We start from the raw sequence: 25060 nt of genomic DNA on the forward strand, positions 1-25060 counted from the left end.
GTCACATTCCTCGTCGGGGAGCCTCGGTGGAGGGTCCCTGGCCGGCGGCCACCTGCCGCAGATACGGGTTGGTGGCGCGTTCCTGGCCGATGGTCGTCTGGGAGCCGTGTCCGGACAGCACCACGGTCGAGTCGTCGAGCGGCAGGCACACGCGGGCCAGCGATTCGAGCATGTCGTCCATGGAGCCACCGGGCATGTCGGTGCGTCCGATGGAGCCGGCGAACAGCAGGTCGCCCGAGAAGAAGACGGACGGCACGTCCGCCGACTCGGGCATCCGGAAGGTCACCGACCCCTTGGTATGCCCGGGGGCATGGGCGACGCCGAACTCCAGCCCGGCGAGGTTCAGCACGGCGCCGTCGGCCAGCTCCCGTACGTCGTCCGGCTCGCCCACGGTCAGCTCGCCCATGAGCGGCATGCCGATGGAGCGGCCGAGGCCCTTCTCGGGGTCGCTCATCATGTAGCGGTCCGAGGGGTGGATCCAGGCCGGGACGTCGTGGGCCCCGCACACCGGGACGACGGAGGCGACATGGTCGATGTGGCCGTGCGTGAGGACGACGGCGACCGGCTTGAGCCGGTGCTTCCTGAGCGCTTCCTCGACTCCCTCGGTGGCCTGGTGGCCAGGGTCGATGATCACGCACTCCTCACCCGCGGCGGGGGCCACCAGATAACAGTTGGTGCCCCAGGCTCCGGCGGGGAACCCGGCAATCAGCACGATCGTCCTTCGTATGTCGTCGTAACAGTGGAATGCGGCAGATCAGAGCCTACCGGCGCTGCCGATTCCACAGCGAACCCATATACGGTACGGGGCACCAGCCGACGGCCGGCAGCTCAGGTCACGAGACGTACGAGGAGAAGACCCGGTGGTCACGAAGGATCAGCGGCAGCGCCAGCTCGCCCGGGAGAAGTTCCTGCGCCAACAGCAGCGGCGCGAGGCCGCGCGACGCAAGGCGCGCACCCGTAACACCGTGATCGCCGCCGTGCTGGCGGTCGCCGTGCTCGGCACGGGCGGGGCGTACGCCGCGGGCGCGTTCAAGAGTGACGACGGCAAGAAGGACGCGAAGGCGGCGAAGCCGAGCCCGAGCGCCTCCTCGACGGAGAAGCCCGAGCCGAAGATGGCCGTCGACAAGAAGGCGAAGTACACCTTCACCCTGAAGACGAACCAGGGCGACGTCGGCATCGCCATGGACGCGGCGAAGACCCCGCACACGGTGAACTCGTTCAAGTACCTCGCCGACAAGGGCTTCTTCGACAAGACGAAGTGCCACCGCCTCACCACCCAGGGCATCTACGTGCTCCAGTGCGGCGACCCCGAGGGCACCGGCGCGGGCGGCCCCGGCTACACGCTGCCCGACGAGAACCTGAAAGGCCTCGGCAAGCCGGGCAAGGACGGCACGGTGACGTACCCGGCGGGCACGGTGGCGATGGCGAATACCGGCCAGCCGCACACCGGGGGCAGCCAGTTCTTCCTGGTCTACAAGGACAGCAAGCTGCCGCCGCAGTACACGCCGTTCGGCACGATGGACTCGGCGGGGCTCAAGGCCGTGCAGGGCGTGGCCAAGGGCGGAGTGGCGGCCGGCGGCCAGAGCCCGACCGACGGCGCCCCGAAGAAGGCGGTCACGGTGAAGACCGCGACGGTGACGAAGGACTGACCTGGCGACCGACAAATTTCGGTCGTGCGGGATGCGGACAGCATCCCCGCCGGTCGCCTATGTTGGCCGTGACGAAACTGTGGACGATGCCCGGGGGCCCACGAGCCGCCCGCAGGCATCATGTGGAGGAGGCGCTGTGAGCAGCGACCCGTGGGGCCGCGTCGACGAGACGGGGACCGTGTACGTGCGTAACGCCGACGGCACCGAGCGTGAAGTCGGCTCCTGGAAGGCCGGATCGCCCGATGAGGCCCTGGCCTACTTCAAGCGCAAGTACGACGGTCTGGTCGTCGAGATCGGGCTCCTCGAGCGCCGGGTGCGGACCACCGACCTGTCGACCAAGGACGCGATGACGGCGATCGAGCACCTTCGGGAGCAGATCACCGACGCGCACGCGGTCGGGGACCTGGACGCGCTGGCGAAGCGGCTCGACAAGCTGGTCGAGACCGTGGAGTCGCGCCGCGAGGAGCGCAAGGCCCAGAAGGCCAAGCAGTCCGACGAGGCGCGGCACGCCAAGGAGGCGCTGGTCGCCGAGGCGGAGGAGCTGGCCGCCTCCGAGCAGTGGCGGGCGGCCGGTGAGCGGCTGCGCGCGCTGGTGGACACGTGGAAGGGGCTGCCGCGGCTCGACCGGAAGTCGGACGACGAGCTGTGGCACCGCTTCTCCCACGCGCGCTCCGCGTTCTCCAAGCGCCGCAAGGCCCACTTCGCGTCGCTGGACGCGCAGCGCGAGGACGCCCGTAAGGCCAAGGAGCGGCTGGTCGCCGAGGCCGAGTCCCTGTCGAACTCGACGGACTGGGGTGTGACGGCCGCCCGGTACCGGGAGCTGATGGCGGACTGGAAGGCGGCCGGGCGGGCGCAGCGCGAGCACGAGGACGAGCTGTGGAACCGCTTCCGCGGCGCCCAGGACGTGTTCTTCGCGGCGCGCAGCGCGGTGTTCGCGGAGCGGGACGCCGAGCAGACGGAGAACCTGAAGCTCAAGGAGGAGCTGGCCGAGGAGGCCGAGAAGCTGCTCCCGATCGGGGATCTGAAGGCGGCCCGTGCCGCGTTCCGCTCGATCAACGAGCGCTGGGAGGCCATCGGCCACGTACCGCGGGACGCGCGGCCGAAGGTCGAGGGCCGGATGCACGCGGTCGAGCGGGCGATCCAGGAGTCCGAGGAGGCCGAGTGGCGGCGGACGAACCCTGAGGCGCGGGCGCGTGCCGCGGGCCTCACGGGTCAGCTCCAGGCCGCCGTCGACAAGCTCAAGGGCCAGGTCGAGCAGGCCCGCGCCGAGGGGAACAACGCGAAGGCGGACAAGCTCCAGAAGGAACTGGACGGCCGTCAGGCCCTCCTGGACTCCGCCCTCAAGGGTCTCCAGGAGTTCGGCGGCTGACCTGCCGCTCCGGGCACGCTCGCGGCCCCGGCCCCCGTCAAGGGGCCGGGGCCGTCTGCTGTGCGCGGTGTCAGAGGCGGGCCGACGGGACGCGGTGGACGCGGGCTGTCAGGGGCGGCGGGCCGAGGTGACGCGGTAGACGTCGTAGACGCCCTCCACACCCCGTACCGCCTTCAGGACGTGCCCGAGGTGCTTCGGGTCTCCCATCTCGAAGGTGAAGCGGGACGTGGCGACCCGGTCGCGGGAGGTCTGGACGGCCGCCGACAGGATGTTGACGTGCTGGTCCGAGAGGACGCGCGTGACGTCCGACAGGAGCCGCGAGCGGTCCAGGGCCTCGACCTGGATGGCGACGAGGAAGACCGAGGACTGGGTCGGCGCCCACTCGACCTCCAGGATGCGCTCGGGCTCGCGGGACAGGGAGTCCACGTTGACGCAGTCGCTGCGGTGCACGGAGACGCCGCTGCCGCGCGTCACGAACCCGATGATGGGGTCGCCGGGGACCGGGGTGCAGCACCGGGCGAGCTTGACCCAGACGTCCTCGACGCCCTTGACGACGACCCCGGGGTCCGCGTTGGACCGCCGCTTGGAACGGCCGCGCGACGGCGGGGCGCTCTCCGCGATGTCCTCGTTGGCGGCCTCCTCGCCGCCGAGCGCCTGGACGAGCTTCTGCACGACGGACTGCGCCGTGACATGCCCCTCGCCGATGGCCGCGTACAGGGACGAGATGTCCGGGTAGCGCATCTCGTGCGCGAGCGTGACGAGGGAGTCCCCGGTGAGGATGCGCTGGATCGGCAGGTTCTGCTTGCGCATGGCCCGCGCGATGGCGTCCTTGCCCTGCTCGATGGCCTCGTCGCGCCGCTCCTTGGAGAACCAGCCGCGGATCTTGTTGCGGGCGCGCGGCGACTTGACGAAGCCGAGCCAGTCCCGGGAGGGGCCGGCGCCGGACGCCTTGGAGGTGAAGACCTCCACGAGGTCGCCGTTGTCGAGGGTGGACTCCAGGGGGACCAGGCGCCCGTTGACCCGGGCCCCTATGGTCCGGTGGCCGACCTCGGTGTGGACGGCGTACGCGAAGTCCACGGGGGTGGCCCCGGCCGGCAGCGCTATGACGTCGCCCTTGGGGGTGAAGACGAAGACCTCGTTGCGCGAGAGGTCGAAGCGCAGGGACTCCAGGAACTCGCCCGGGTCCTCCGTCTCCTTCTGCCAGTCGAGCAGCTGGCGCAGCCACGCCATGTCGTTGAGGTGGTCGTCCTTGCCGGTGGCCTTGGGCGCGTCGGAGCGCACCTTGGAGGCGCCGGCGACGGCCTCCTGCTTGTACTTCCAGTGCGCGGCGATGCCGTACTCGGCGCGGCGGTGCATGTCGAAGGTGCGGATCTGGAGCTCGACCGGCTTGCCGTTGGGCCCGATGACCGTCGTGTGCAGCGACTGGTACATGTTGAACTTGGGCATGGCGATGTAGTCCTTGAACCGCCCCGGAACCGGGTTCCAGCGGGCGTGGACCGTGCCCAGTGCCGCGTAGCAGTCGCGGACGGTGTCGACGAGGACGCGGATGCCGACCAGATCGTAGATCTCGGCGAAGTCGCGGCCGCGCACGATCATCTTCTGGTAGACGCTGTAGTAGTGCTTGGGGCGTCCGGTGACGGTGGCCTTGATGCGGGCCGCCCGCAGGTCGCTCTGCACCTCGTCGGTCACTATGGCCAGGTACTCGTCGCGCTTGGGCGCGCGCTCGGCGACCAGCCGCACGATCTCGTCGTACATCTTGGGGTAGAGGATCGCGAAGGCGAGGTCCTCCAGCTCCCACTTGATCGTGTTCATGCCCAGGCGATGGGCGAGCGGCGCGTAGATCTCCAGGGTCTCGCGCGCCTTCTTCTCCTGCTTCTCGCGCTTGAGGTAGCGCATGGTGCGCATGTTGTGCAGGCGGTCGGCGAGCTTGATGACGAGGACGCGGGGGTCCTTGGCCATCGCCACGACCATCTTGCGCACGGTCTCGGCCTGCGCGGCCTCGCCGAACTTGACCTTGTCGAGCTTGGTGACGCCGTCGACCAGCAGCGCGACCTGGTCGCCGAAGTCGCGGCGGAGCGTGTCGAGGCCGTACTCGGTGTCCTCGACCGTGTCGTGCAGCAGCCCGGCCATGAGCGTGGCGGGGTCCATGCCCAGCTCGGCGAGGATGGTGGTGACGGCGAGCGGGTGCGTGATGTAGGGGTCGCCGCTCTTGCGCTTCTGCCCCCGGTGCCAGCGCTCGGCGACCTGGTAGGCGCGCTCGATCTGGCGCAGCGTCGAGGTCTCGATCTTCGGATCGTTGCCCCGGACGATCCGCAGCAGCGGCTCCAGGACCGGGTTGTACGGGTTGGAGCGCTGCACGCCGAGCCGGGCGAGGCGGGCCCGTACGCGGTTGGAGGAGCCGGAACGGGCCGACTGGCTCGCCGCCTGGCGGACCGCGGGCGGCGCGGGCGCGGGGCGCGGCGCGTCGGCGGACCGGGGCTTGCCGCCGGAGCCGGAGGACGCGGGCGCGGCGGGCGTCGCGGCGGAGGAACCCTGCCCGGGCCGTGCGGCGCCCTGGCCGCCGGTCGCGGGCTTCGCGGGCGCGGCTGCGGGCGCCGCCGCGGCCTTGGCGGCCTGCTGGTCGGGCTCGGCGGCGGGCAGTGGCTTGGCCTCGTCTGGCAACGGCGCTCCTCGTGCGCGACGGGTCCCCGTTCAGGTCCCGGAAAGCCCATGGTAGCGATCCGGCGGCGACCGAACGTATTCGGCCGGGAAGGCGGATACGTACTACCGGAACAGCACGGTGGGGCCGGGGATTCCTCCGGGACGCTCGGGGCGGCTGTGACCTGGGGGTCTACACGGTGAGCAGGGTGTCAAGCGGGGCGCCGGCCAGCGCGGGCTCCAGGCGGGCGCGGCCGGCGAGGAACGCGAGTTCCATCAGGACGGCGACGCCCGCGACCTCGGCGCCCGCGCGGCGGATGAGATGGACGGCGGCCTCGGCGGTGCCGCCGGTGGCGAGCACGTCGTCGATGACCATGACCCGGTCGCCGGCGCTGAGGTCCTCGGCGTGCAGCTCGATCTCAGCGGACCCGTACTCCAGGTCGTAGGACTGCTTGAGCGTCGCCCCGGGCAGCTTGCCCGCCTTGCGTACGGGGATGAAGCCGAGGCCCGCGCGGACGGCGACGGGGGCGCCGAGGATGAAGCCGCGGGCCTCCAGGCCGACGACCTTGGTGGCGCCGTGCCGTACGCACAGCTCGGCGAGGGCGTCGGTGAGCGCGGTGAACGCGGCCGGGTCGGCGAGCAGCGGGGTGATGTCCTTGAAGACCACGCCGGGCTCGGGGTAGTCGGCGACGTCCCGGATGCGGCTGAGGAGCAGCTCCTTGATGTCGGTCATTTCTGCACCTCAGGGCATGTGTGGGCGGGCTCGGTCCGGTCGACCACCCTAGCAGCGGGCCCGGGGCGCAACGACGCGGGCGCCGACAGCCGGGTGGCCGTCGACGCCCGCGTACGAGGGGATGCGCTCAGCGGCGCTTGCCCGAGGGCCGGCCGCGCCCGCGGTTGCGGGCCGGCTGGCTGCGCGGGCCCGCGCCCGCGGGGGTGGCGTCCTCGGGGTCGTCGCCCGCGTCGCCCTCGGGCTGGTGGCCGACGACGGCCGCCTCGGGCTGCGCCGCGGCGGCGGCCCGCTTGGCGAGCACCCGCTTCTTGAGGGCCTTCATCTTCGGGTCGCGCTCCTTGAGGTCGGCGACCAGCGGGGTGGCGATGAAGATGGAGGAGTACGCACCGGCGGCGAGGCCGACGAACAGCGACAGGGAGATGTCGTTGAGCATGCCCGCGCCGAGGAAACCGCCGCCGATGAACAGCAGGCCCGCGACGGGGAGCAGCGCGACGACCGTCGTGTTGATCGACCGGACGAGGGTGCTGTTGATCGACAGGTTGGCGATGTCGCTGTAGGTGTACCGGGTCTGCTTCTCGATGCCCTTCGTCTGCTCCTTGAGGGAGTCGAAGACGACGACGGTGTCGTAGAGCGAGTAACCGAGGATGGTCAGCAGACCGATCACCGTGCCCGGGGTGACCTCGAAGCCCACCAGGGCGTACACGCCGACGGTGATCGTGATGTCGTGGATCAGCGCGATCAGGGCCGCGATGGCCATCCGCCATTCGAAGGCGATGGCCAGATAGATCACGACCAGGACCATGAAGACGACGAGGCCGGTCCATGCCTTGTTGGCGATGGTCGCGCCCCAGCTCGGACCGACCAGATCCGCGTTGATCTTGTTGGCCGGGATGTTCATGTCCTTGGACAGGTCGGCCTTGATCTGGTCCGACTGGCCCGTGTCGATGCCCGCTACCTGGATGCGCAGGCCGCCGTTGCCCAGTTCCTGGACGATGGCGTCGTGGCCGGATGCCTGCTGCGCGTACTCCTCGGCCTTGGCGGCCGAGACGGACGTCTTGGGCGTCGTGAAGACGGCGCCGCCCTGGAACTCGATGCCTTCGTTGACGCCGCGCACGACGAGACCCAGGATCGCCGTGATGGTGATCAGGATCGAGACGCCGTACCAGATCTTGCGCTTGCCGATGAAGTCGTACCCGACCTCACCGCGGTACAGCCGGGCGCCGAGATTGCCGAGCTTCGACATCTGCTCACGCCTCCTTCGTGTGGTCGACGGGAGCGGAAGCGCGCCGGGTGCGGCGCAGCGGCGGCTTGGCGCCCAGGCGCACGGGGTCGAGGCCGGACCACTTGTGGCCGCTGGAGAAGAACTTGCCACGCGCGCACAGCGTCATGAGCGGCTTCGTGAAGAAGAAGACCACGACGACGTCGAGCAGGGTGGTCAGGCCCAGCGTGAACGCGAAGCCCTGCACCTTGCCCACCGTGACGATGTAGAGCACCGCCGCGGCCAGGAACGACACGAAGTCGGAGACGAGGATCGTGCGCCGGGCGCGCGGCCAGGCACGCTCGACGGCCGGGCGCAGGGTGCGGCCCTCGCGGACCTCGTCCCTCACGCGTTCGAAGAACACGATGAACGAGTCCGCGGTGATACCGATGGCGACGATGGCACCGCAGACGGCCGGCAGGTTCAGCGCGAAGCCGATGGCCGGGCCGAGGAGCGTCATCAGCGCGTACGTGAGGATCGCGGAGGCCGCGAGCGAGGCGATGGCGATGAGCGACAGGCCCCGGTAGTAGACCACCAGGTAGATGATGACCAGCGCGAGGCCGATGGCGCCCGCGATGAGACCGGCGTGCAGCTGCTCGCCGCCGAGCGCGGCGGTCACCGTGGTGACGGACTGCTCGTGGAAGGTGAGCGGCAGGGCGCCGTACGACAGCACGTTGGCCAGGTCCTGGGCGGACTGCTGGGTGAAGCTGCCGGAGATCTCGGCGTTCTGGCTGAGCGTGGAGCTGACGCTGGGCGCGGAGACCACGTCACCGTCGAGGACGATGGCGAACTGGTTCTGCGGGGACTGCTTGTCCTTCAGCGTCGAGGTGGTCTTGGCGAACTTCTTCGAGCCACCGCCCGTGAAGTCCATGTTGACGACCCACTGGCCGTTCTGCTGGTTGATGACGGCCTGGGCCTTGTCGACGTCCTTGCCCTCGACCTCGGCGGGCGCCAGGACGTACTTCTCCCACTGACCGGCACCGTTCTTGCCGCAGGCGATCATCGGGTCGGTGGGCTTGACGCCCTCGGTGACCTTGGCGCGGGCGGCCTGGTCGGTGCAGTCCAGCTCCGTGAACTTCTTCTGCAGCGCGGCCGTGGCGGGGTCGGCGCTGGGGGTCGCGGAGGGGCTCGCCTTGTCGTCACCGCCGGCGGACGCCGACGCGGAGGGCGTGGTGTCGGCCTTGAGCGCGTCGGTCAGGGCCCGGCCCTGCGAAGTGGCCGTCGCCGACGGGGTGGCCGTGGCGCTGCCGCCGGTGGCCTTGTCGGTGGCCTTCTCGGACGCCTTGGCGCCGGGCTTGCCGCTCGCGGTCTCGCCCGGGGCGCTCGCGGAGGGGCTGGGCGACTTGCCGGGGTCGGCCGCGGGAGCTCCGGCGGCGACCGTCAGCACGGGGCGGAAGTAGAGCTGTGCGGTCGTGCCGACCTGCTTGCGGGCCTGGGCCTGGTCGGTGCCCTTGGGGATGTTGACGACGATGTTGTCGTTGCCCTGGGTCTGGACCTCGGCCTCGGAGACGCCGAGCCCGTTGACACGGCGCTCGATGATGCTCACGGCCGTGTTCATGTTGGTCGGGTTGACGGCGTTCTTCTGGCCCGGCTCGCTCTTCGCCTGAAGGGTGATGCTCGTGCCGCCGGCCAGGTCGATGCCGAGGCGCGGGGTGTTGTGGCCGGACAGGAACATCCCGCCGACGAGGGCCGCCATGACGATCAGCATCAGGGCGAGCGTGCGGCCCGGCCTGCTCTGGGCGCCTGAACTTCGGCCCTTCTTGGGTGCTGCCACCTTCTCGTTCTCCCTCTCCATCCGCCGGGCTCACAGTCGGTGCGCGGCGGCCATGAAATGGTGTCGAGAATCCACGCGCGACGTCGAACGCCCGGGGACCGCCGGGGCGCGTGCGGGCGCCCCGGTCCCCCGGTCGTGACTACTTCGCGTCGGACTCGCCGTCGGTCTTCTTCGGCTCGGCCTTCTTCGGCTCGGCGTCGACGGCCTTGTCGGCGTCGACGGTCCCTGCGGCCTCGACGGGCTTGTCCGTCTCGGTGGGCGCGACGGTCTCGTCGGCCTCGTCCTTCTTGCCGAGGTCGATGCGCGCGACGTCCGCGTCGGCGGTCTCGTCGGTGGCGGTGAGGGAGGACGCGTCGTCCGGCACGACGGCGTCGTCGGTCAGCTCGTCGGCGTCGACGCCGTGCACGATGCGGTTGTACTCGTCGTCGGAGAGGACGGCGCCGATCGCGTTCTTGGCGAACATGAGGTGGACGCCGGGGCCGGCGTCGAGGAGGACCGTGTCCTCGTTGACCTCCTTGACCGTCGCGTACATGCCCCCGATCGTGCGGACGCCGGAGCCGGGCTGCATGTCATTACGCATCTGTGCGGCCTGCTGCTGCTTCTTCTTGGCAGACCGGGTCATCAGGAACATGGCCCCGATGAGCACGATGAACGGGAGGAGGGTCACGAGACTCACGGGTGGGAACTTCCTTCATACGACCGCGCCGGGGAGCGGCCTCGTCGGTTTCGGGGGTGCGGGCCGTCGTGAAAGACGGCGTCGGCGGAGTCTAAGCGAGTCCGCACGGTGGGAACAACGCTCAGCATGGCACCGGGGTTCCAGCCCCGGCGAGTCCCCTCGCCGTCACCCCCCGAACAGGTCCCCCTGCCCGGTGGCGCCGGGGCGGCCCTGGGGGGCGGTGAGGCCCAGGTGGGCCCAGGCGGCGGGGGTGGCGACGCGGCCCCGGGGGGTGCGGGCGAGCAGGCCCTCGCGTACGAGGAACGGCTCGGCCACTTCCTCCACGGTCTCCCGCTCCTCCCCCACCGCGACGGAGAGTGTCGACAAGCCGACAGGACCGCCGCCGAACAGCTTGAGGAGGGCTTCGAGGACCGCGCGGTCGAGGCGGTCGAGGCCCCGGCCGTCCACCTCGTACACGCCGAGGGCGGCGGATGCGATGTCCCTGTCGATCCGGCCGTCGGCCTTGACCTGCGCGTAGTCGCGGACGCGGCGCAGCAGCCGGTTGGCGATGCGGGGCGTGCCGCGGGAGCGGCCGGCGATCTCGCCCGCGCCCTCCGCGTCGATCTCCACGTCCAGCAGATGCGCGGAGCGGTGGATGACGCGCTCCAGCTCGGCCGGTTCGTAGAACTCCATGTGGGCGGTGAAGCCGAAGCGGTCGCGCAGCGGCGGGGGCAGCAGTCCGGCGCGGGTGGTGGCGCCGACCAGGGTGAAGGGCGGCAGTTCCAGCGGGATGGCGGTGGCGCCGGGGCCCTTGCCGACGATGACGTCGACGCGGAAGTCCTCCATCGCCATGTACAGCATCTCCTCGGCGGGCCGCGACATGCGGTGGATCTCGTCGAGGAAGAGGACCTCGCCCTCCTGGAGGGAGGAGAGGATCGCGGCGAGGTCGCCGGCGTGCTGGATCGCGGGGCCGCTGGTGATGCGGATGGGGGCGCCCATCTCGGCGGCGATGATCATGGACAGGGTGGTCTTGCCGAGGCCGGGGGCGCCGGAGAGCAGGACGTGGTCGGCGGTGGCGCCGCGCGCGCGGGCGGCCCGCAGGACGAGGTCGAGCTGCTCGCGGACCTTCTCCTGGCCGATGAACTCGTCCAGGTCCTTGGGGCGCAGAGCCGCTTCGACGGCCTGGTCCTCGCCGTCGGCGGACGCGCCGACGAGCCGGTCCTGGGGGGCCTCGTCGGTCGTCTCGTCCCAGTTCATCAGGTGTGCCTCGCGTCGTCGTTACGGGGGGAAGGTCTCGGGCCGGCCGGGGGCTAACGCGCCTTGTTGAGCGTCTGGAGGGCGGCCTTGAGCAGTTGGCCGACCTGCGGGGTGCCCTCGGCGGCCTCGGCCTGCGGGGTGACGGCGGTGACCGCCTCATCGGCCTCGCGGGTGGCGTAGCCGAGGCCGATGAGCGCCGCGTGCAGTTGCTCGCGCCAGCCGGTGGCGACGGGCGTGCCGACGGCGGGGCCGCCGGTGCCGAGGGGCGCGCCGAGCCGGTCCTTGAGTTCGAGCAGGAGCTTCTGGGCGCCCTTCTTGCCGATGCCGGGGACGGCGGTCAGGGCCTTCTCGTCGCCGGTGGAGACGGCGCGGCGCAGGGCGTCGGGGCTGTGCACGGCGAGCATGGCCTGGGCGAGCCGGGGGCCGACGCCGCTCGCGGTCTGGAGCAGTTCGAACGTGGTCCGCTCGTCGTCGTCGGCGAAGCCGTAGAGCGTGAGGGAGTCCTCGCGCACGACGAGGGACGTGGCGAGCTTGGCCTGCTGTCCGATGCGCAGCCCGGAGAGGGTGTCGGGGGTGCACTGGACGGCCATGCCGATGCCGCCGACCTCGACCACGGCGGCGTCCGGGGCGAGCGCGGCGACGGTGCCGGTGACGAAGGCGATCATGCGGTACGGCCTTTCGAGGCGTGGAGGGCTACGGCTTGCTGGAGTCTGTTCTGCGCGGGGGCGCGCCAGATGTGGCAGATGGCGAGCGCGAGGGCGTCGGCGGCGTCGGCCGGCTTGGGCGGTGCGTCGAGCCGCAGCAGGCGGGTGACCATGGCGCCGACCTGGGCCTTGTCGGCGCGCCCGCTGCCGGTGACGGCGGCCTTGACCTCGCTCGGGGTGTGCAGGGCGACGGGGATGCCGCGGCGGGAGGCGCAGAGCATGGCGACGGCGCTGGCCTGGGCGGTGCCCATGACCGTGCGCACGTTGTGCTGGCTGAAGACGCGCTCCACGGCGAGGACTTCGGGCCGGTGCTCGTCGAGCCACTGCTCGATGCCCTGCTCGATGGCGACGAGACGGTGGCCGAGCTCCGCGTCGGGCGGGGTCCGTACGACACCGACGCCGCGCATCGTCAGGGGGCGGCCCGCCACCCCCTCGACCACGCCGACCCCGCACCGGGTCAGACCCGGGTCCACACCCAGTACGCGCACGCCTCGCCCCCAACTTCGATCGCCTGTTTGTGCAGGCTATCGGGTGCCACTGACAAAGCGGCGGGCCGGCGGGGTGTGTCCCGCCGGCCCGCCGCTGATGTCATGTCAGGCGTCGACCTTGGCCATGACCTCGTCGGATACGTCGAAGTTGGCGAAGACGTTCTGCACGTCGTCGCTGTCCTCCAGCGCGTCGATCAGCTTGAAGATCTTGCGCGCGCCCTCCTCGTCCAGCTCGACCTGCATGGTCGGGACGAAGTTGGCCTCGGCGGAGTCGTAGTCGATGCCGGCTTCCTGCAGGGCCGTACGGACCGCGACGAGGTCGGTGGCCTCGGAGAGCACCTCGAAGGACTCGCCCAGGTCGTTGACCTCTTCGGCGCCCGCGTCCAGGACGGCACCGAGGACGTCGTCCTCGCTCAGCTCGCCCTTGGGGACGATGACAACGCCCTTGCGGTTGAACAGGTACGACACCGAACCGGGGTCGGCCATGTTGCCGCCGTTGCGGGTCATGGCGACGCGCACGTCGGAGGCGGCGCGGTTGCGGTTGTCGGTGAGGCACTCGATGAGCACCGCGACACCGTTGGGACCGTAGCCCTCGTACATGATCGTCTCGTAGTCGGCGCCGCCGGCCTCGAGGCCGCCGCCGCGCTTGACCGCGGAGTCGATGTTCTTGTTGGGGACCGACTGCTTCTTCGCCTTCTGGATGGCGTCGTACAGCGTCGGGTTGCCCTCGACGTCGGTGCCGCCCATGCGCGCGGCGACCTCGATGTTCTTGATCAGCTTCGCGAAGAGCTTGCCGCGCTTGGCATCGATCACGGCCTTCTTGTGCTTCGTCGTAGCCCATTTAGAGTGGCCGGACATCTGCCTGTCTCCTTCGCGTAACCAACCTCAGTACGAACGCCAGAGATCCTACAAGGATCGTGCGGCGTCCTTCGCCCGCACCGCCTCGCGCACCATCTCCACGAACAGGGCGTGCAGGCGGTGGTCGCCCGTCAGCTCGGGGTGGAAGGACGTGGCGAGGGCGTTGCCCTGGCGGACGGCGACGATGTGGCCCTCGTGCTCGGCGAGGACCTCCACGGCCGCGCCGACGGACTCCACCCAAGGGGCGCGGATGAAGACGCCTTCGACGGGGGCGCCTTCGACACCGCGGACGGGGACGGCGGCTTCGAACGACTCGTTCTGCCGGCCGAAGGCGTTGCGGCGGACGATCATGTCGATGCCGCCGATGGTCTCCTGCCCGGAGCGCGGGTCGAGGATCTTGTCGGCGAGCATGATCAGGCCGGCGCAGGTGCCGTAGACGGGCAGGCCGTCGGCCACGCGCGCGCGAAGCGGCTCCAGCACGCCGAAGAGGGCGGCGAGCTTGGAGATGGTGGTCGACTCGCCGCCGGGGACGATCAGGCCGTCGACCTCGGCCAGTTCCTCGGGGCGCCGCACCGGCCTGGCCACGGCGTCGGCCGCGGCCAGGGCGATGAGGTGCTCCCGTACGTCGCCCTGGAGGGCCAGGACGCCGATGACGGGGGTGGTGCTCATGGGGCGGGTCACCAGCCCCGGTTCGCGTAGCGCTCGGCCTCGGGGAGGGTGTCGCAGTTGATGCCGACCATGGCCTCGCCCAGGTTGCGGGAGGCGTCCGCGATGACCTTCGGGTCGTCGTAGAAGGTGGTGGCCTTCACGATGGCGGCGGCGCGCTTGGCCGGGTCGCCGGACTTGAAGATGCCGGAGCCGACGAAGACGCCCTCGGCGCCGAGCTGGCGCATGAGCGCGGCGTCGGCGGGGGTGGCGACACCGCCCGCGGAGAACAGCACGACGGGCAGCTTGCCCAGCTCGGCGACCTCCTTGACCAGCTCGAAGGGGGCGCGCAGCTCCTTGGCGGCGGCGTAGATCTCGTTGTTGTCGCAGCCGCGCAGCTTGGCGATCTCGCCCTTGATCTGGCGCAGGTGGCGGACGGCCTCCACGACGTTGCCGGTGCCGGCCTCGCCCTTGGAGCGGATCATGGCCGCGCCCTCGGCGATGCGGCGCAGGGCCTCGCCCAGGTTGGTGGCGCCGCAGACGAAGGGGGTGGTGAAGGCGAACTTGTCGGAGTGGTTGACCTCGTCGGCCGGGGTGAGGACCTCGGACTCGTCGATGTAGTCCACGCCGAGCGACTGGAGGACCTGGGCCTCGACGAAGTGGCCGATGCGGGACTTGGCCATGACCGGGATGGAGACGGCCTCGATGATGCCCTCGATCATGTCCGGGTCGGACATCCGGGCCACGCCGCCGTCCTTGCGGATGTCCGCGGGGACCCGCTCAAGGGCCATGACGGCGACCGCGCCCGCGTCCTCGGCGATCTTCGCCTGCTCGGGCGTGACGACGTCCATGATGACGCCGCCCTTGAGCTGCTCGGCCATGCCGCGCTTGACGCGGGCGGTGCCGGTGGCGGGAGCCTGGTTTTCGACAGTGGACACGGGGACCTCGCTCGGTGAACTCGCTTGAAGAGGGGTGGTACGGCACCGAGGAAACCCCCGCCGACCAGTCCACTACAAGGGCCAATAGTCAGGCGGTGGCCCCTTTTGGCCTGCGATCCCTCGGCGAAGCCGACGCCAGGGCCCTGTGCGGGTCAGGCCGCCCGGTCCGCGAGGGCGACCGGCGGCTCGTCGTCCATCTCGAACGCCAGCGGGAACGGCGCGTGCCCCGCGAGGCGGAACCAGCGGACCTTGCGGTGCCGGCGCAGGGCGCGGGCGGCCCGGACCGCGTCGTTGTGGAAGCGGCGGGCCATCGGAACGCGGCGCACGGCCTGCGCCAGCTCCTCCGCCGCCTCCTCGCCGCCTGGCGCCACCCGTACCGCCTCGACCTGCGCGGTGTCCCCGAAGATGGCCCGCAGCGCCTGGCTCAGCTCGCTCTCGGCGACCTCCCGCTGCTCCTCCTCGGCCTGGCGGGCGGCATGGGCTGCTTCGTACAGGACGATCGAGGCGGCCGGGTCCAGGACGCCGGAGGTGGCCAGTTCCTGGGCGACCGAGGCGCGGCGCAGGAGCTGAGCGTCCAGGGCGGCCCGCGAGGAGTCGATTCTCGTGTGCAGGCGGTCGAGACGGCCGGCGGTCCAGCTCAGATAGATCCCGACGAGGACGAAGACGACGACGATCCACAGCAGGGTCAGGGGGAGATCCACGACAGGTGAGGCTACCGTGCGCCGCCCCGCGCCCCGGAAACACGGCGTTCAGCCCTGTTCGGGGATGCGGGAGGTGCCGATCGAGCGGGCGGGGTCGCGCAGGGTGCGGGTGAGGTCGACGACGGGCACGTCGGGCAGCGGCTCGGCGGCGAACGTGGTGCGCATGGCGAGGTCGTACGCGTTCATGCCGCGCCGCACCTCGCTCAGGAACTCCCGGGTGATGACGGCCGTCCCGGCGTCCAGGCCGCGCCGGGCGACGTCGAGGGCGTCGGCGCGGCCGAGGTAGGTACGGATGACGTCCGGCGGACCGTCGGCGAAAGGGCGGTCGAACTCCACGAGGTTCGTGACGTCCTCGACGACGAAGTTGCCGTCGGGGCTGTCGAGCTTGGCGACGGTGTCACTGCTGACGCGCAGCAGCAGGCCCTCGGTGAAGTGGCCGGGGGCGCCCTCCAGGTTGAGGAAGAGGACCTGCACGGGCTCGATGTCGGGGCCGCCGCCCGCGTTCCGGTAGGCGATGGCGCGTTCGGCGTCGCCGTTGTCGGTGGCGACGCTCCAGGTGCGCCTGAAACCCCGGATGCGGGCCCGTACGTAGTCGACGCCCTGGCGCGGCATGTGTCCGTACAGGTCGCGCAGGGCCTGCGGGTCGACGAGGCGGCCGTAGACGAACAGGGCCTGGCGGGCGGGCTCGTCGAAGCGGTCCCAGCCCACCCATTGGCGGCTGGGACGGTCGAGGTCGACCTCCACGCGCGCGAAGCGGCCTATCTGCACGGCGTCCCTGCCGAGGCTGTACCAGTGCTCGTCGTACACGTCGACGCCGAGCCCGCCGACCTTGCCGGAGACCCGTACGAGCAGTTCGTGCAGGCTGCTGTCGGCGATGTCGACGCCCTGCACGGTCCGGATGAGGCCGCCGTCGAGTTCGGCGTCCATGGGGATCCACAGGGTGAACGTGGTGCCCGCGCGCGAGACGGGCCACAGCCGGGAGTCGACGCGGGTGCCCTGCGAACCGAGGACCTTCAGCGGATGGGTGCGGATGAGCCGCGAGCCGTCCACGCCCGACGGTTCGAGGAAGCGCAGATACGCCTCGCAGCGCAGGTCGGAGATGGCCAGGTGGCGCAGTTGCTTGTAGAAGCGCACGGCGAGCGTGCCCTTGTGGGTGCCTTCGAGCTCCTGCCGGTAGGGCACCTCGTCCACCTCCCAGGGCAGGCACACGCTGACCGACGTGCGCCACACGAACCCGCGGATCGCATAGAGGCGTACGAAGACGACCGCGATGACCAGGGCGGGCAGGACGAGGGAGACCCCCGCGGCGAACGAGCCGAGGACGTCCGCGAGTGTGCTCGGCGGTTCGTCGGCCGGGTAGTCGCGGCTGCCGAGCAGCGACTGGAAGATGACGGCGGTCAGGTGCAGGAAGTCGCTGAGGTCGTCGAACCGGTCCGCCCGCCGCGCTCCGGCCGGCGGGCTGGCCGACTGGAGGGCGGCGAGGGCGAACGAGAGCAGGATCAGCGAGCCGAACAGGCCGCCGAGCAGCAGCCACGCGGAGCGGCTGCTGACCCACCAGCGCCACGATTGCTGCTCCACCGGATGCGTCTGCCGGCGCCGAAGACGGATGCCCCACATGGCCCCTCCCCCTCAGTTCCCCCTCAGAGCGGCCTCCTGGCGAGGCGCTTGGCGTAGCAGCGCGCGAACGGGTCGTCGAGGTAGGGCTCGTACAGCGGGACGGGGGTGAAGCCGCACTCCTCGTAGAGCCGCAGGGCCGCGTGGTGCCGGACGCCGGTCTCCAAGTAGAGGGCATCGGCGCCGTGTTGGGAAGCCACCTGCTCGGCGGCGGCCACCAGCTCCCGGCCGACCCCGAGCCGGCGCGCTCCGGGTAGCACGTACATGCGTTTGAGTTCGTACGCGCGCGGGGGGACGCCCGGCGCGGTCAGCGGCTGGACGGCGCAGCAGCCCACCGGGCGGTCGTCGCCGTGGTCGGGGTGGAACGCGAGCAGGTAGGAGGCGTCGTCGACGACGACCGCGCGGAAGGCGCCCGCGAGTTCGGGGTAGCGGCGCACGTGTTCGCCGTGGTTGGCGAGGAGCAGGGCCGACAGCTCGGGCGCGTCGGCGGCGCACGGGGTGATGCGGAGCACGGCGGCGAGTGTAGGGCCCGTGTGCGGCCCCGGGCGGGCCTTCGGGCGTCCCCGGGGCCGGTCAGTCGCGGGTGGCTTTCAGGCGGCCCCACAGGCCGATCCGTTCGTCCTCGCCGACCGCCGAGGCGCCCTGGGTGACGGTCTCGTAGACGGAGAGGATGTCCGCGCCGACCGTGGACCAGTCGAAGCGGCGTACGTGCTTGCTGCCGTGCTCGCGCAGTTCGGTGCGCCGGGCCGGGTCAGACAGGAGGCGGACGGCGGCGTCGGCGAGGGCGTCGGCGTCCTCGTTGGCGAACAGCTCGCCCGCGTTGCCCTGGTCGAGGACCTGGGCGAACGCGTCGAGGTCGGAGGCGAGCACCGGGGCGCCCGCCGACATCGCCTCGACGAGGATGATGCCGAAGGACTCGCCGCCGGTGTTGGGCGCGACGTACAGGTCGACGCTGCGCAGCAGGCGCGCCTTGTCCTCGTCGCTGACCATGCCGAGGAACTCGACGCGCTCGCGCATCCGCTCGGGCAGGGAGGCGACGGCCTCCTCCTCGTCACCGCGCCCCGCGACCAGCAGCCGGGTGTCGGGGTGCTCGGCGAGGATCCGGGGCAGCGCCTTCATGAGCACGGGCAGGCCCTTGCGGGGTTCGTCGATCCGTCCGATGAAGCCGATCGTGCCGCCCTCCCACTCGGGCCGGGGCTCCGCGCGCGCGAAGAAGTCCACGTCGACGCCGTTGGGAATGACGACCGCGTCGCCGCCCAGGTGTTCGACGAGGGTGCGGCGGGCGTACTCGCTGACGGCGATGCGGGCGCTGATCTTCTCCAGCGCCGGCTGGAGGATCGGGTAGGCGGCGATCATGGCCCGCGAGCGCGGGTTGGAGGTGTGGAAGGTCGCCACGATGGGACCCTGCGCCGCCCAGCACGTCAGCAGCCCGAGCGAGGGCGAGGCCGGCTCATGGATGTGGATGACGTCGAAGGTGCCGTCGTGCAGCCATCGGCGTACGCGGGCCGCGCTCAGGAAGCCGAAGTTCAGCCGCGCCACCGAGCCGTTGTACGGGACCGGCACCGCGCGGCCTGCCGACACCACGTACGGCGGCAGCGGGGTCTCCTCGTCCGCCGGGGCGAGGACGGAGACCTCGTGCCCGAGGGCGATCAGGTGCTCCGCCAGGTCACGGATGTGGAACTGGACGCCACCGGGCACGTCCCACGAGTAGGGGCAGACGATTCCGATCCTCACGCGGGCCGCTCCTCGAAACGCTCCAGGTCGGCGAGCCACAGCCGTTGCAGCATGTGCCAGTCCTCCGGGTGGTCCGCGATGCCGGTGGCGAAGGCGTCGGCCAGCGCCTGTGTCATCGTGGACGTCTTCTCGGCCCGGGTGCCTGTCGCGGGCACCTCGACGGGCGGGTGGACGCGGCCGCGCATGACGGGCGTGTCGTCGAACCAGAGCGTCACCGGGAGCAGCGCCGCGCCGGTCTGCTGGGCGAGGGCGGCGGGCCCGGCGGGCATCCGCGTCCTCTCGCCGAAGAACGTCACCTCGACGCCCGACGTGGACAGGTCCCGGTCCGCGACCAGGCAGACGAGGCCGCCCGCGCGCAGCCGCCGGGCCAGCGTGCCGAACGCGGAGCCGCCCGCGTGCGGCAGGACCTCCATGCCGAGGCCCTCGCGGTAGGCGACGAACCGGTCGTACAGGGTCTCCGGCTTGAGCCGCTCGGCGACCGTCGTGAACGGGATGCCCAGCTTGGTCGTGACCCAGGCGCCCGCGAGGTCGTAGTTGCCCATGTGCGGCAGCGCGAGGACGACGCCCTTGCCGGCCTCCAGCGCTTCGGTGAGGTGGTGCAGGTCCTGCCCGGCGAAGCCGTTCTCGATGCGCTGCCTGCTCCACGCGGGCAGCCGGAAGGACTCCATCCAGTAGCGCAGGTACGAGCGCATGCCGGCCCGGGACAGGGCGCGCAGCCGCTCGGGCGTGGCGTCGGGCACCACGCGCGCGAGGTTGGCCTCCAGGCGCTGTACGCCCTTGCCGCGCCGGCGCCAGGTGGCGTCCGCGATGGTGCGCCCGAGGCGGGCCGCGACGGGCTCGGGGAGCTTCTTGACGCCCGCCCAGCCCAGCCCGTACAGCGCGTCGGTCACACGGTCCTGCGCGCTGCTCACGAGGCGGTCTCCTCCTGCTCCCGGCCCGCGCCGTGCGCCGCCGCGTCCGCCTCCGCCGACTCGCGGCGCACGGTGACCACGCGCTGGATCAGCGTGACGAGGCTGCCGACGGCGACGATCCACAGGGCGACGGGCAGCAGGTACTGAATGCCGGGCACGCCGAACTTGTGCAGGCCCGCGAAGCCGGCCGCGACCAGGGAGATGACGAGCCGCTCGGCGCGCTCCACCAGGCCGTTGACCGCGACGGGCAGGCCGATGGACTCGCCGCGCGCCTTGGTGTACGAGACGACCTGGCCGCTGGCGAGGCAGAAGATGGAGACCGCGCACAGCACGTTGTCGTCGCCGCCGCCCGCGTACCAGAGCGCCAGACCGCCGAAGATCGCGCTGTCCGCCACCCGGTCGAGCGTGGAGTCGAGGAACGCGCCCCAGCGGCTGGAGCGGCCGAGCTGGCGGGCCATGTTGCCGTCGACGAGGTCCGAGAACACGAACAGCGTGATGACGACGGTGCCCCAGAAGAACTCGCCGCGCGGATAGAAGACCAGCGCGCCCGCCACCACTCCCGCGGTGCCCAGGAGCGTGACCGCGTCGGGGCTGACCCCGCGGCGGATGAGAAACGCGGCGAACGGTGTGAGGACACGCGTGAAGAATGCACGCGCGTACTTGTTCAGCATGGCCTTCCCGGAGGGTCGGTGGCCGTGCGGCCCCTGCTGGCCACCGGCTGGCCCATCGTAGCCACGCGCGCGCCCTGACGGCCGCCGGGCCACCACGCGCGCGTGCGATCCCGTACGACGTATGTGCTATCGGGTACGACGTATGGACGCGCGCGGAGCCGAGTGCAAAGCTCGAAGACACCGCGGGCGCCGCCGGAGCCGCCTCCTTGCACGCGGCTTCGCGTGTCCGCTCGCCGCATGACGAGGTCCCGAGCAAGACCACCGCAGGGTGGCAGCGAAGCGGGAGGCAAGGACATGGGCGACAGGGCGCACACACACCCCGGGGCCGCCGGCAGGGCGGTGACGGCCGACCACCCCGCGACCGTACGCAACGTGGTCCTGGTCGGCCACAGCGGCTCGGGCAAGACGACACTGGTGGAGGCCCTCGCGCAGACGGCGGGGGCGGTGAACCGGGCGGGCCGCGTCGAGGACGGCACCTGCGTCTCGGACCACGACGAGATCGAGCAGCGCCGGCAGCGCTCGGTGCAGCTCTCGCTGGTCCCCCTCGCCTGGGGCGGCTGCAAGATCAATCTGCTGGACAGCCCCGGCTACGCGGACTTCGTCGGGGAGCTGAGGGCCGGTCTGCGGGCGGCGGACGCGGCCCTCTTCGTCGTCTCGGCGGCGGACGGCCCGCAGACCATGGCGGGGGCGACCAGGACGCTGTGGGAGGAGTGCGCGGCCGTCGGCATGCCCCGGGCCATCGTCGTCACGCACCTGGAGGCGGCCCGCGCCGGCTTCGAGGAGGTCACCCGCGCGTGCGCCGAGGTGTTCGGCGGCGACGACCCGGACGCCGTGCTGCCGCTGTATCTGCCGCTGCGCGGCGAGCCCGCGCCGGACGGGCACGCGCCGGTGACGGGCCTGGTGGGGCTGCTGACGCGCCGGGTGTACGACTACGCGTCTGGCGAACGCGTGGAGTCCGCGCCGGACGCCGGGCGGCTGCCCGCGCTCGACGAGGCCCGCGACCGGCTCATCGAGGGGATCATCGCCGAGAGCGAGGACGAGACCCTGATGGACCGCTATCTCGGCGGCGAGGACATCGACGTCAAGACGTTGATCGACGACCTGGAGCGGGCCGTCGCGCGCGGTGTCTTCCACCCCGTCCTCGCCGCGGCCCCGGCGCCCGAGGGCACCCGCCAGGGCATCGGCACGGTCGAACTCCTCGAACTGATCACCGGCGGCTTCCCGACCCCGCTGGAGCGCCCCGCGCCGGCCGTCACCACGCCGGACGGCACGGACCGCGGAACCATCCCCTGCGATCCGGCAGGACCGCTGGTCGCCGAGGTCGTCAAGACGTCCTCCGACCCCTACGTCGGCCGTGTCTCCCTCGTCCGCGTCTTCTCCGGCACCCTGCGCCCCGACGACACCGTCCACGTCTCGGGCCACGGCCTCACCGACCCGGGGCACGAGGAGCGCCCGCTGCACGAGGCCGACGAACGCGTCGGCGCGCTCTCGGCGCCCTTCGGCAAGCAGCAGCGCACGCTCTCCCAGTGCGTCGCGGGCGACCTCGCGTGCGTGGCCAAGCTCAGCCGCGCGGAGACCGGCGACACCCTCTCCGCCAAGGGCGACCCGCTGCTCATGACGCCCTGGGACCTGCCGGAGCCGCTGCTCCCCCTCGCCGTCCAGGCCCACAGCAAGGCCGACGAGGACAAACTGTCGCAGGGCCTGACCCGCCTGGTCGCCGAGGACCCGACGATGCGCCTGGAGCAGAACCCGGACACGCACCAGCTCGTCCTGTGGTGTCTCGGCGAGGCCCACGCGGAGGTGGCGCTCGAACGGCTGCGCAGCCGGTACGGGGTCCAGGTGGACGTCGTCGGGCATCAGGTGGCGCTGCGCGAGACGTTCGCGGACCGGGCGGGCGGGCGCGGGCGGCACGTCAAGCAGTCCGGCGGGCACGGCCAGTACGCGGTCTGCGAGATCGAGGTGGCGCCGCTGCCGCCCGGCTCCGGCATCGAGTTCGTCGACAAGGTCGTCGGCGGCGCGGTCCCCCGCCCGTTCATCCCGTCCGTCGAGAAGGGCGTACGGGCTCAGGCCGCCAAGGGAGTCGCCGCCGGGCACCCCCTGACCGACGTACGCGTGACGCTCCTGGACGGCAAGGCGCACTCGGTGGACTCCTCCGACGCCGCGTTCCAGACGGCAGGCGCGCTGGCTCTGCGCGACGCGGCGGCGGGCGCCCGCATCCATCTGCTGGAGCCGGTCGCCGAAGTACGGGTCCTGGTCGGCGACGAGTACGTGGGTGCCGTGATGAGCGATCTGTCCGCGCGCCGGGGCCGGGTCGTGGGCACCGAGCAGACACCGGGCGGGCGGACGCTGGTCAGGGCGGAGGTGCCGGAGATCGAGATCGAGCGGTACGCGGTGGACCTGCGGGCGCTCTCGCACGGCACCGCCCGCTTCGAGCGCCGCTACGTCCGGCATGAGCCGATGCCCGCCGCACTCGGCGACCGGCTGCGCCGGCAGGCCCTCGACGGCGCGTGATCGGCCGGTCCGCGCCCTTGCGGCCACCGGCATTCCGTGACCCGGAGCGGGATGTCGGTGGCGGCCGTTACGCTGGACGACGATCAACGTGATCAGCACGATGAACTGATCAACAGGTGTGCGGGGCAGGGAAGTCGGGAAGAGCCGCAGCAGCGGGCAGGGCGGCGATGGGGGCGGCAGTGGCGGACGACGCATTCGATTTCAGGCCGGGAGCGCAGGTGCCGCTCCAGGGTTCCGCGGGCCAGACCGCGGCCACGTTCGCCATCGCGTCGGCCGCGTACCGCGACGACCCGGCGGCCAAGATGGAGGACGCGAACAACGAGTGGCACAAGTCCACGGTCACGAAGGGCATGTGGTCGCTGTTCGCGCCCAATCTCGGTGAGGCGTTCTCGCGCGCGGTGCAGGTGCGGATGCTGGGCGGCGGACGCAAGCCGCTCATCCAGTCGTTCGGCACCGAGCCGCAGGTCGTCGTGGAGCACTGCCTCGCCGCGACGAACATCAGGCGCGGGCGCGACCGGATGCTGACCCTCGTCACCGTCGTCTTCGGCTTCCTGTTCCTGCCCGGCTTCCTGCTGTGGCTGGCCGCCTTCCAGATCCGCCGTACGAACAACAACAAGGTGGCGCAGGCGGAGAAGGAGGCCAAGGAGGCGGAGGGCGGCGCCTCGGCGGTCAAGCGCGAGGCCCGCAAGAAGGAGCGCGAGGCCCGCGGGCGGGCCGCCGTGATGACGGCGGTGATGGCCGTCGTCGGCGTCGGCGTCGTGATCCTGCTGATCCGGCTGCCGTTCGGCGGGCCCCTCGCCTGGTACCTGCGGCTCTCGTTCGTCGCGCCCCTCGTCGGCGGGTTCTGGGCCCGGCAGATCTGCGAGGGCACCGCGAGAGACCTGCGGGACCGGTGGGACGGACTGCTGTCGGGCGGCGGCATCGGCGCGAAGATCCCCGAGGCGGTGCCGGGCACCCCCGGCGACGCGGCCGAGCAACTGCGCCAGGGCCTCGCCCGCCTCAGCGCCGAACAGCAGTCGAACTCCGTGTTCTACGCCGGCCCCAAGGGCATCCTCGGCATGGGCACCCGCTGGGGAAGCTGGCAGCTCGCGGAAGACCTGGTCTCCCGCGACCCCGGCAAGGAGATCCACCCGTTCCGCAGCTGGGACGTCATCCGGGCCATCCACGACCAACTGCGGCTCCTGGAGCGCGGCCCGCTGCACACGGGCGGCTTCCCCACCCCCTCGATCAAGCACTGGATCGTGACGCCGGTCGGGGAGAACGCGAAGGCGGTGGCCCGGCCGTCGGGCGAGGACGTCGACGCGTACCAGATCAAGCAGCACGAGATACAGCGGATCTGCAACGAGCAGCAGTTCGGCAGCGGCGACCGGCACTATCTGGGCGTCCAGTTCACGCTGTGGGACGGCCAGTTGGTCATCACCATGCTCATCACGGTGACCGTGCTGCACGAGACGCTGCGCATCGAGATCACCGGCCACGCGCTCGGCCCGGTCAACTCGCTGTTCACGTCGAAGCCGGCGCCGAAGACGAAGACCGTCTCGAAGTCCATACGCTTCTGGGAGACCACCGAGAAGACGCTGCCGCTGATCGACCCCGACGAGGTCGTGCGTCTCGCGGTCCGCGCGCCGTTCACGTGGTACCCGCCGGTCCTCGACCACCTCGGCGGCAAGCTGGTCCTGCCCGAGCCGTTCGGCCTGCGGCACGCCTGGGCCGACCAGCCCTGGCGGCACCGGTTCATGGCGGACGACGCGCTGCGTACGGCCACGCCGGTGCTGCGGGTCGTGCACGCGGCGGCGTTCCGGGTGCTGGAGGAGCACGGCGTGGACACGACGAAGTTCGGTACGCGGTCCGGGTTCCTCAGCGGGCAGGTGCAGGATGCTTCGCCGCGGAAGGCTGATGTCTACGACGCGTGAGCGCTGGCCGCTTGGGGCGGGTTCAGGGTTCGGCTGCGTC

The 25060-nt window shown here is 71.6% G+C and carries 22 protein-coding genes; 4 read left to right on the top strand and 18 right to left on the bottom strand.

Features of this window, described 5'->3' with window-relative positions; genetic code table 11:
• Position 1: 1 nt before the first annotated feature.
• Complete coding sequence (locus tag ACZ7LY_RS15125) at positions 2-712, bottom strand: MBL fold metallo-hydrolase (RefSeq protein ID WP_471625023.1); 711 nt, start codon at positions 710-712, stop codon at positions 2-4.
• A 148-nt stretch (positions 713-860) separates the two neighbouring features.
• Here ACZ7LY_RS15125 and ACZ7LY_RS15130 point away from each other — a divergent pair, with 148 nt between their 5' ends.
• Positions 861-1649: a peptidylprolyl isomerase gene (locus tag ACZ7LY_RS15130; RefSeq protein ID WP_471625024.1), complete on the top strand. Its 789-nt coding sequence runs from the start codon at positions 861-863 to the stop codon at positions 1647-1649.
• Positions 1650-1785: 136 nt separating this feature from the next.
• A complete protein-coding gene (locus ACZ7LY_RS15135; RefSeq protein WP_471625025.1) occupies positions 1786-3018 on the top strand; it encodes a DUF349 domain-containing protein in 1233 nt (410 codons plus the stop codon).
• Between the two features lie 108 nt (positions 3019-3126).
• On the opposite strand, the gene ACZ7LY_RS15140 is transcribed toward ACZ7LY_RS15135, so the two are convergent.
• The 17 genes from ACZ7LY_RS15140 to pgsA form a co-directional block, all read right to left on the bottom strand.
• Positions 3127-5679, bottom strand: a complete 2553-nt coding sequence (locus tag ACZ7LY_RS15140; RefSeq protein WP_471625026.1) for a RelA/SpoT family protein — start codon at positions 5677-5679, stop codon at positions 3127-3129.
• A 169-nt stretch (positions 5680-5848) separates the two neighbouring features.
• On the bottom strand, positions 5849-6388 hold the full coding sequence (locus ACZ7LY_RS15145; RefSeq protein WP_471625027.1) for an adenine phosphoribosyltransferase: 540 nt from the start codon (positions 6386-6388) through the stop codon (positions 5849-5851).
• A 127-nt stretch (positions 6389-6515) separates the two neighbouring features.
• Complete coding sequence (secF, locus tag ACZ7LY_RS15150; protein WP_471625028.1) at positions 6516-7631, bottom strand: protein translocase subunit SecF; 1116 nt, start codon at positions 7629-7631, stop codon at positions 6516-6518.
• A gap of 4 nt (positions 7632-7635) precedes the next feature.
• On the bottom strand, positions 7636-9420 hold the full coding sequence (gene secD / locus ACZ7LY_RS15155) for a protein translocase subunit SecD (protein ID WP_471625029.1): 1785 nt from the start codon (positions 9418-9420) through the stop codon (positions 7636-7638).
• A gap of 139 nt (positions 9421-9559) precedes the next feature.
• Positions 9560-10096 (bottom strand): preprotein translocase subunit YajC, encoded by a 537-nt coding sequence (yajC, locus tag ACZ7LY_RS15160; protein WP_471625030.1) that lies wholly within the window; start codon positions 10094-10096, stop codon positions 9560-9562.
• Between the two features lie 165 nt (positions 10097-10261).
• Entirely contained in the window at positions 10262-11332 is a 1071-nt protein-coding gene (gene ruvB / locus ACZ7LY_RS15165; protein WP_471625031.1) for a Holliday junction branch migration DNA helicase RuvB, read from the bottom strand.
• Positions 11333-11385: 53 nt separating this feature from the next.
• The gene (ruvA, locus tag ACZ7LY_RS15170) at positions 11386-11997 is read right to left on the bottom strand and encodes a Holliday junction branch migration protein RuvA (protein ID WP_471625032.1); all 612 of its coding nucleotides are present in this window, start codon (positions 11995-11997) and stop codon (positions 11386-11388) included.
• Entirely contained in the window at positions 11994-12524 is a 531-nt protein-coding gene (ruvC, locus tag ACZ7LY_RS15175) for a crossover junction endodeoxyribonuclease RuvC (protein ID WP_471625033.1), read from the bottom strand. The genes ruvA and ruvC overlap by 4 nt, the downstream gene beginning before the upstream one ends.
• 105 nt (positions 12525-12629) lie before the next feature.
• On the bottom strand, positions 12630-13382 hold the full coding sequence (locus ACZ7LY_RS15180) for a YebC/PmpR family DNA-binding transcriptional regulator (RefSeq protein ID WP_471625034.1): 753 nt from the start codon (positions 13380-13382) through the stop codon (positions 12630-12632).
• 48 nt (positions 13383-13430) lie between these two features.
• A complete protein-coding gene (gene pdxT, locus ACZ7LY_RS15185) occupies positions 13431-14051 on the bottom strand; it encodes a pyridoxal 5'-phosphate synthase glutaminase subunit PdxT (protein WP_471625035.1) in 621 nt (206 codons plus the stop codon).
• Positions 14052-14059: 8 nt separating this feature from the next.
• Positions 14060-14965 (bottom strand): pyridoxal 5'-phosphate synthase lyase subunit PdxS, encoded by a 906-nt coding sequence (gene pdxS / locus ACZ7LY_RS15190; RefSeq protein WP_471625036.1) that lies wholly within the window; start codon positions 14963-14965, stop codon positions 14060-14062.
• Between the two features lie 152 nt (positions 14966-15117).
• On the bottom strand, positions 15118-15666 hold the full coding sequence (locus ACZ7LY_RS15195) for a hypothetical protein (RefSeq protein WP_471625037.1): 549 nt from the start codon (positions 15664-15666) through the stop codon (positions 15118-15120).
• Between the two features lie 48 nt (positions 15667-15714).
• Positions 15715-17244: a hypothetical protein gene (locus ACZ7LY_RS15200; RefSeq protein WP_471625038.1), complete on the bottom strand. Its 1530-nt coding sequence runs from the start codon at positions 17242-17244 to the stop codon at positions 15715-15717.
• 62 nt (positions 17245-17306) lie between these two features.
• Positions 17307-17792 (bottom strand): GNAT family N-acetyltransferase, encoded by a 486-nt coding sequence (locus tag ACZ7LY_RS15205; RefSeq protein ID WP_471625039.1) that lies wholly within the window; start codon positions 17790-17792, stop codon positions 17307-17309.
• A 61-nt stretch (positions 17793-17853) separates the two neighbouring features.
• On the bottom strand, positions 17854-19014 hold the full coding sequence (locus tag ACZ7LY_RS15210) for a glycosyltransferase family 4 protein (RefSeq protein ID WP_471625040.1): 1161 nt from the start codon (positions 19012-19014) through the stop codon (positions 17854-17856).
• The gene (locus tag ACZ7LY_RS15215; protein WP_471625041.1) at positions 19011-19925 is read right to left on the bottom strand and encodes a phosphatidylinositol mannoside acyltransferase; all 915 of its coding nucleotides are present in this window, start codon (positions 19923-19925) and stop codon (positions 19011-19013) included. The genes ACZ7LY_RS15210 and ACZ7LY_RS15215 overlap by 4 nt, the downstream gene beginning before the upstream one ends.
• The gene (gene pgsA, locus ACZ7LY_RS15220) at positions 19922-20596 is read right to left on the bottom strand and encodes a phosphatidylinositol phosphate synthase (protein WP_471625042.1); all 675 of its coding nucleotides are present in this window, start codon (positions 20594-20596) and stop codon (positions 19922-19924) included. Before pgsA ends, ACZ7LY_RS15215 begins: the two co-directional genes overlap by 4 nt.
• 294 nt (positions 20597-20890) lie before the next feature.
• Here pgsA and ACZ7LY_RS15225 point away from each other — a divergent pair, with 294 nt between their 5' ends.
• Positions 20891-23107, top strand: coding sequence for an elongation factor G-like protein EF-G2 (locus ACZ7LY_RS15225; protein ID WP_471625043.1), 2217 nt, complete (start codon positions 20891-20893; stop codon positions 23105-23107).
• Between the two features lie 167 nt (positions 23108-23274).
• The gene (locus ACZ7LY_RS15230; protein ID WP_471625044.1) at positions 23275-25020 is read left to right on the top strand and encodes a hypothetical protein; all 1746 of its coding nucleotides are present in this window, start codon (positions 23275-23277) and stop codon (positions 25018-25020) included.
• Positions 25021-25060: the final 40 nt, after the last annotated feature.

This window comes from Streptomyces sp. NPDC107550 (assembly GCF_055639095.1).

Bases quoted from the DNA above. Each gene is read 5' to 3' on its own strand.
- ACZ7LY_RS15180 (WP_471625034.1), bottom strand. From the start codon at position 13,382: ATGTCCGGCCACTCTAAATGGGCTACGACGAAGCACAAGAAGGCCGTG.
- ruvB (WP_471625031.1), bottom strand. From the start codon at position 11,332: ATGAACTGGGACGAGACGACCGACGAGGCCCCCCAGGACCGGCTCGTC.
- pgsA (WP_471625042.1), bottom strand. From the start codon at position 20,596: ATGCTGAACAAGTACGCGCGTGCATTCTTCACGCGTGTCCTCACACCG.
- ACZ7LY_RS15225 (WP_471625043.1), top strand. From the start codon at position 20,891: ATGGGCGACAGGGCGCACACACACCCCGGGGCCGCCGGCAGGGCGGTG.
- secF (WP_471625028.1), bottom strand. From the start codon at position 7,631: ATGTCGAAGCTCGGCAATCTCGGCGCCCGGCTGTACCGCGGTGAGGTC.
- ruvA (WP_471625032.1), bottom strand. From the start codon at position 11,997: ATGATCGCCTTCGTCACCGGCACCGTCGCCGCGCTCGCCCCGGACGCC.
- ACZ7LY_RS15145 (WP_471625027.1), bottom strand. From the start codon at position 6,388: ATGACCGACATCAAGGAGCTGCTCCTCAGCCGCATCCGGGACGTCGCC.
- ACZ7LY_RS15230 (WP_471625044.1), top strand. From the start codon at position 23,275: ATGGGGGCGGCAGTGGCGGACGACGCATTCGATTTCAGGCCGGGAGCG.
- pdxT (WP_471625035.1), bottom strand. From the start codon at position 14,051: ATGAGCACCACCCCCGTCATCGGCGTCCTGGCCCTCCAGGGCGACGTA.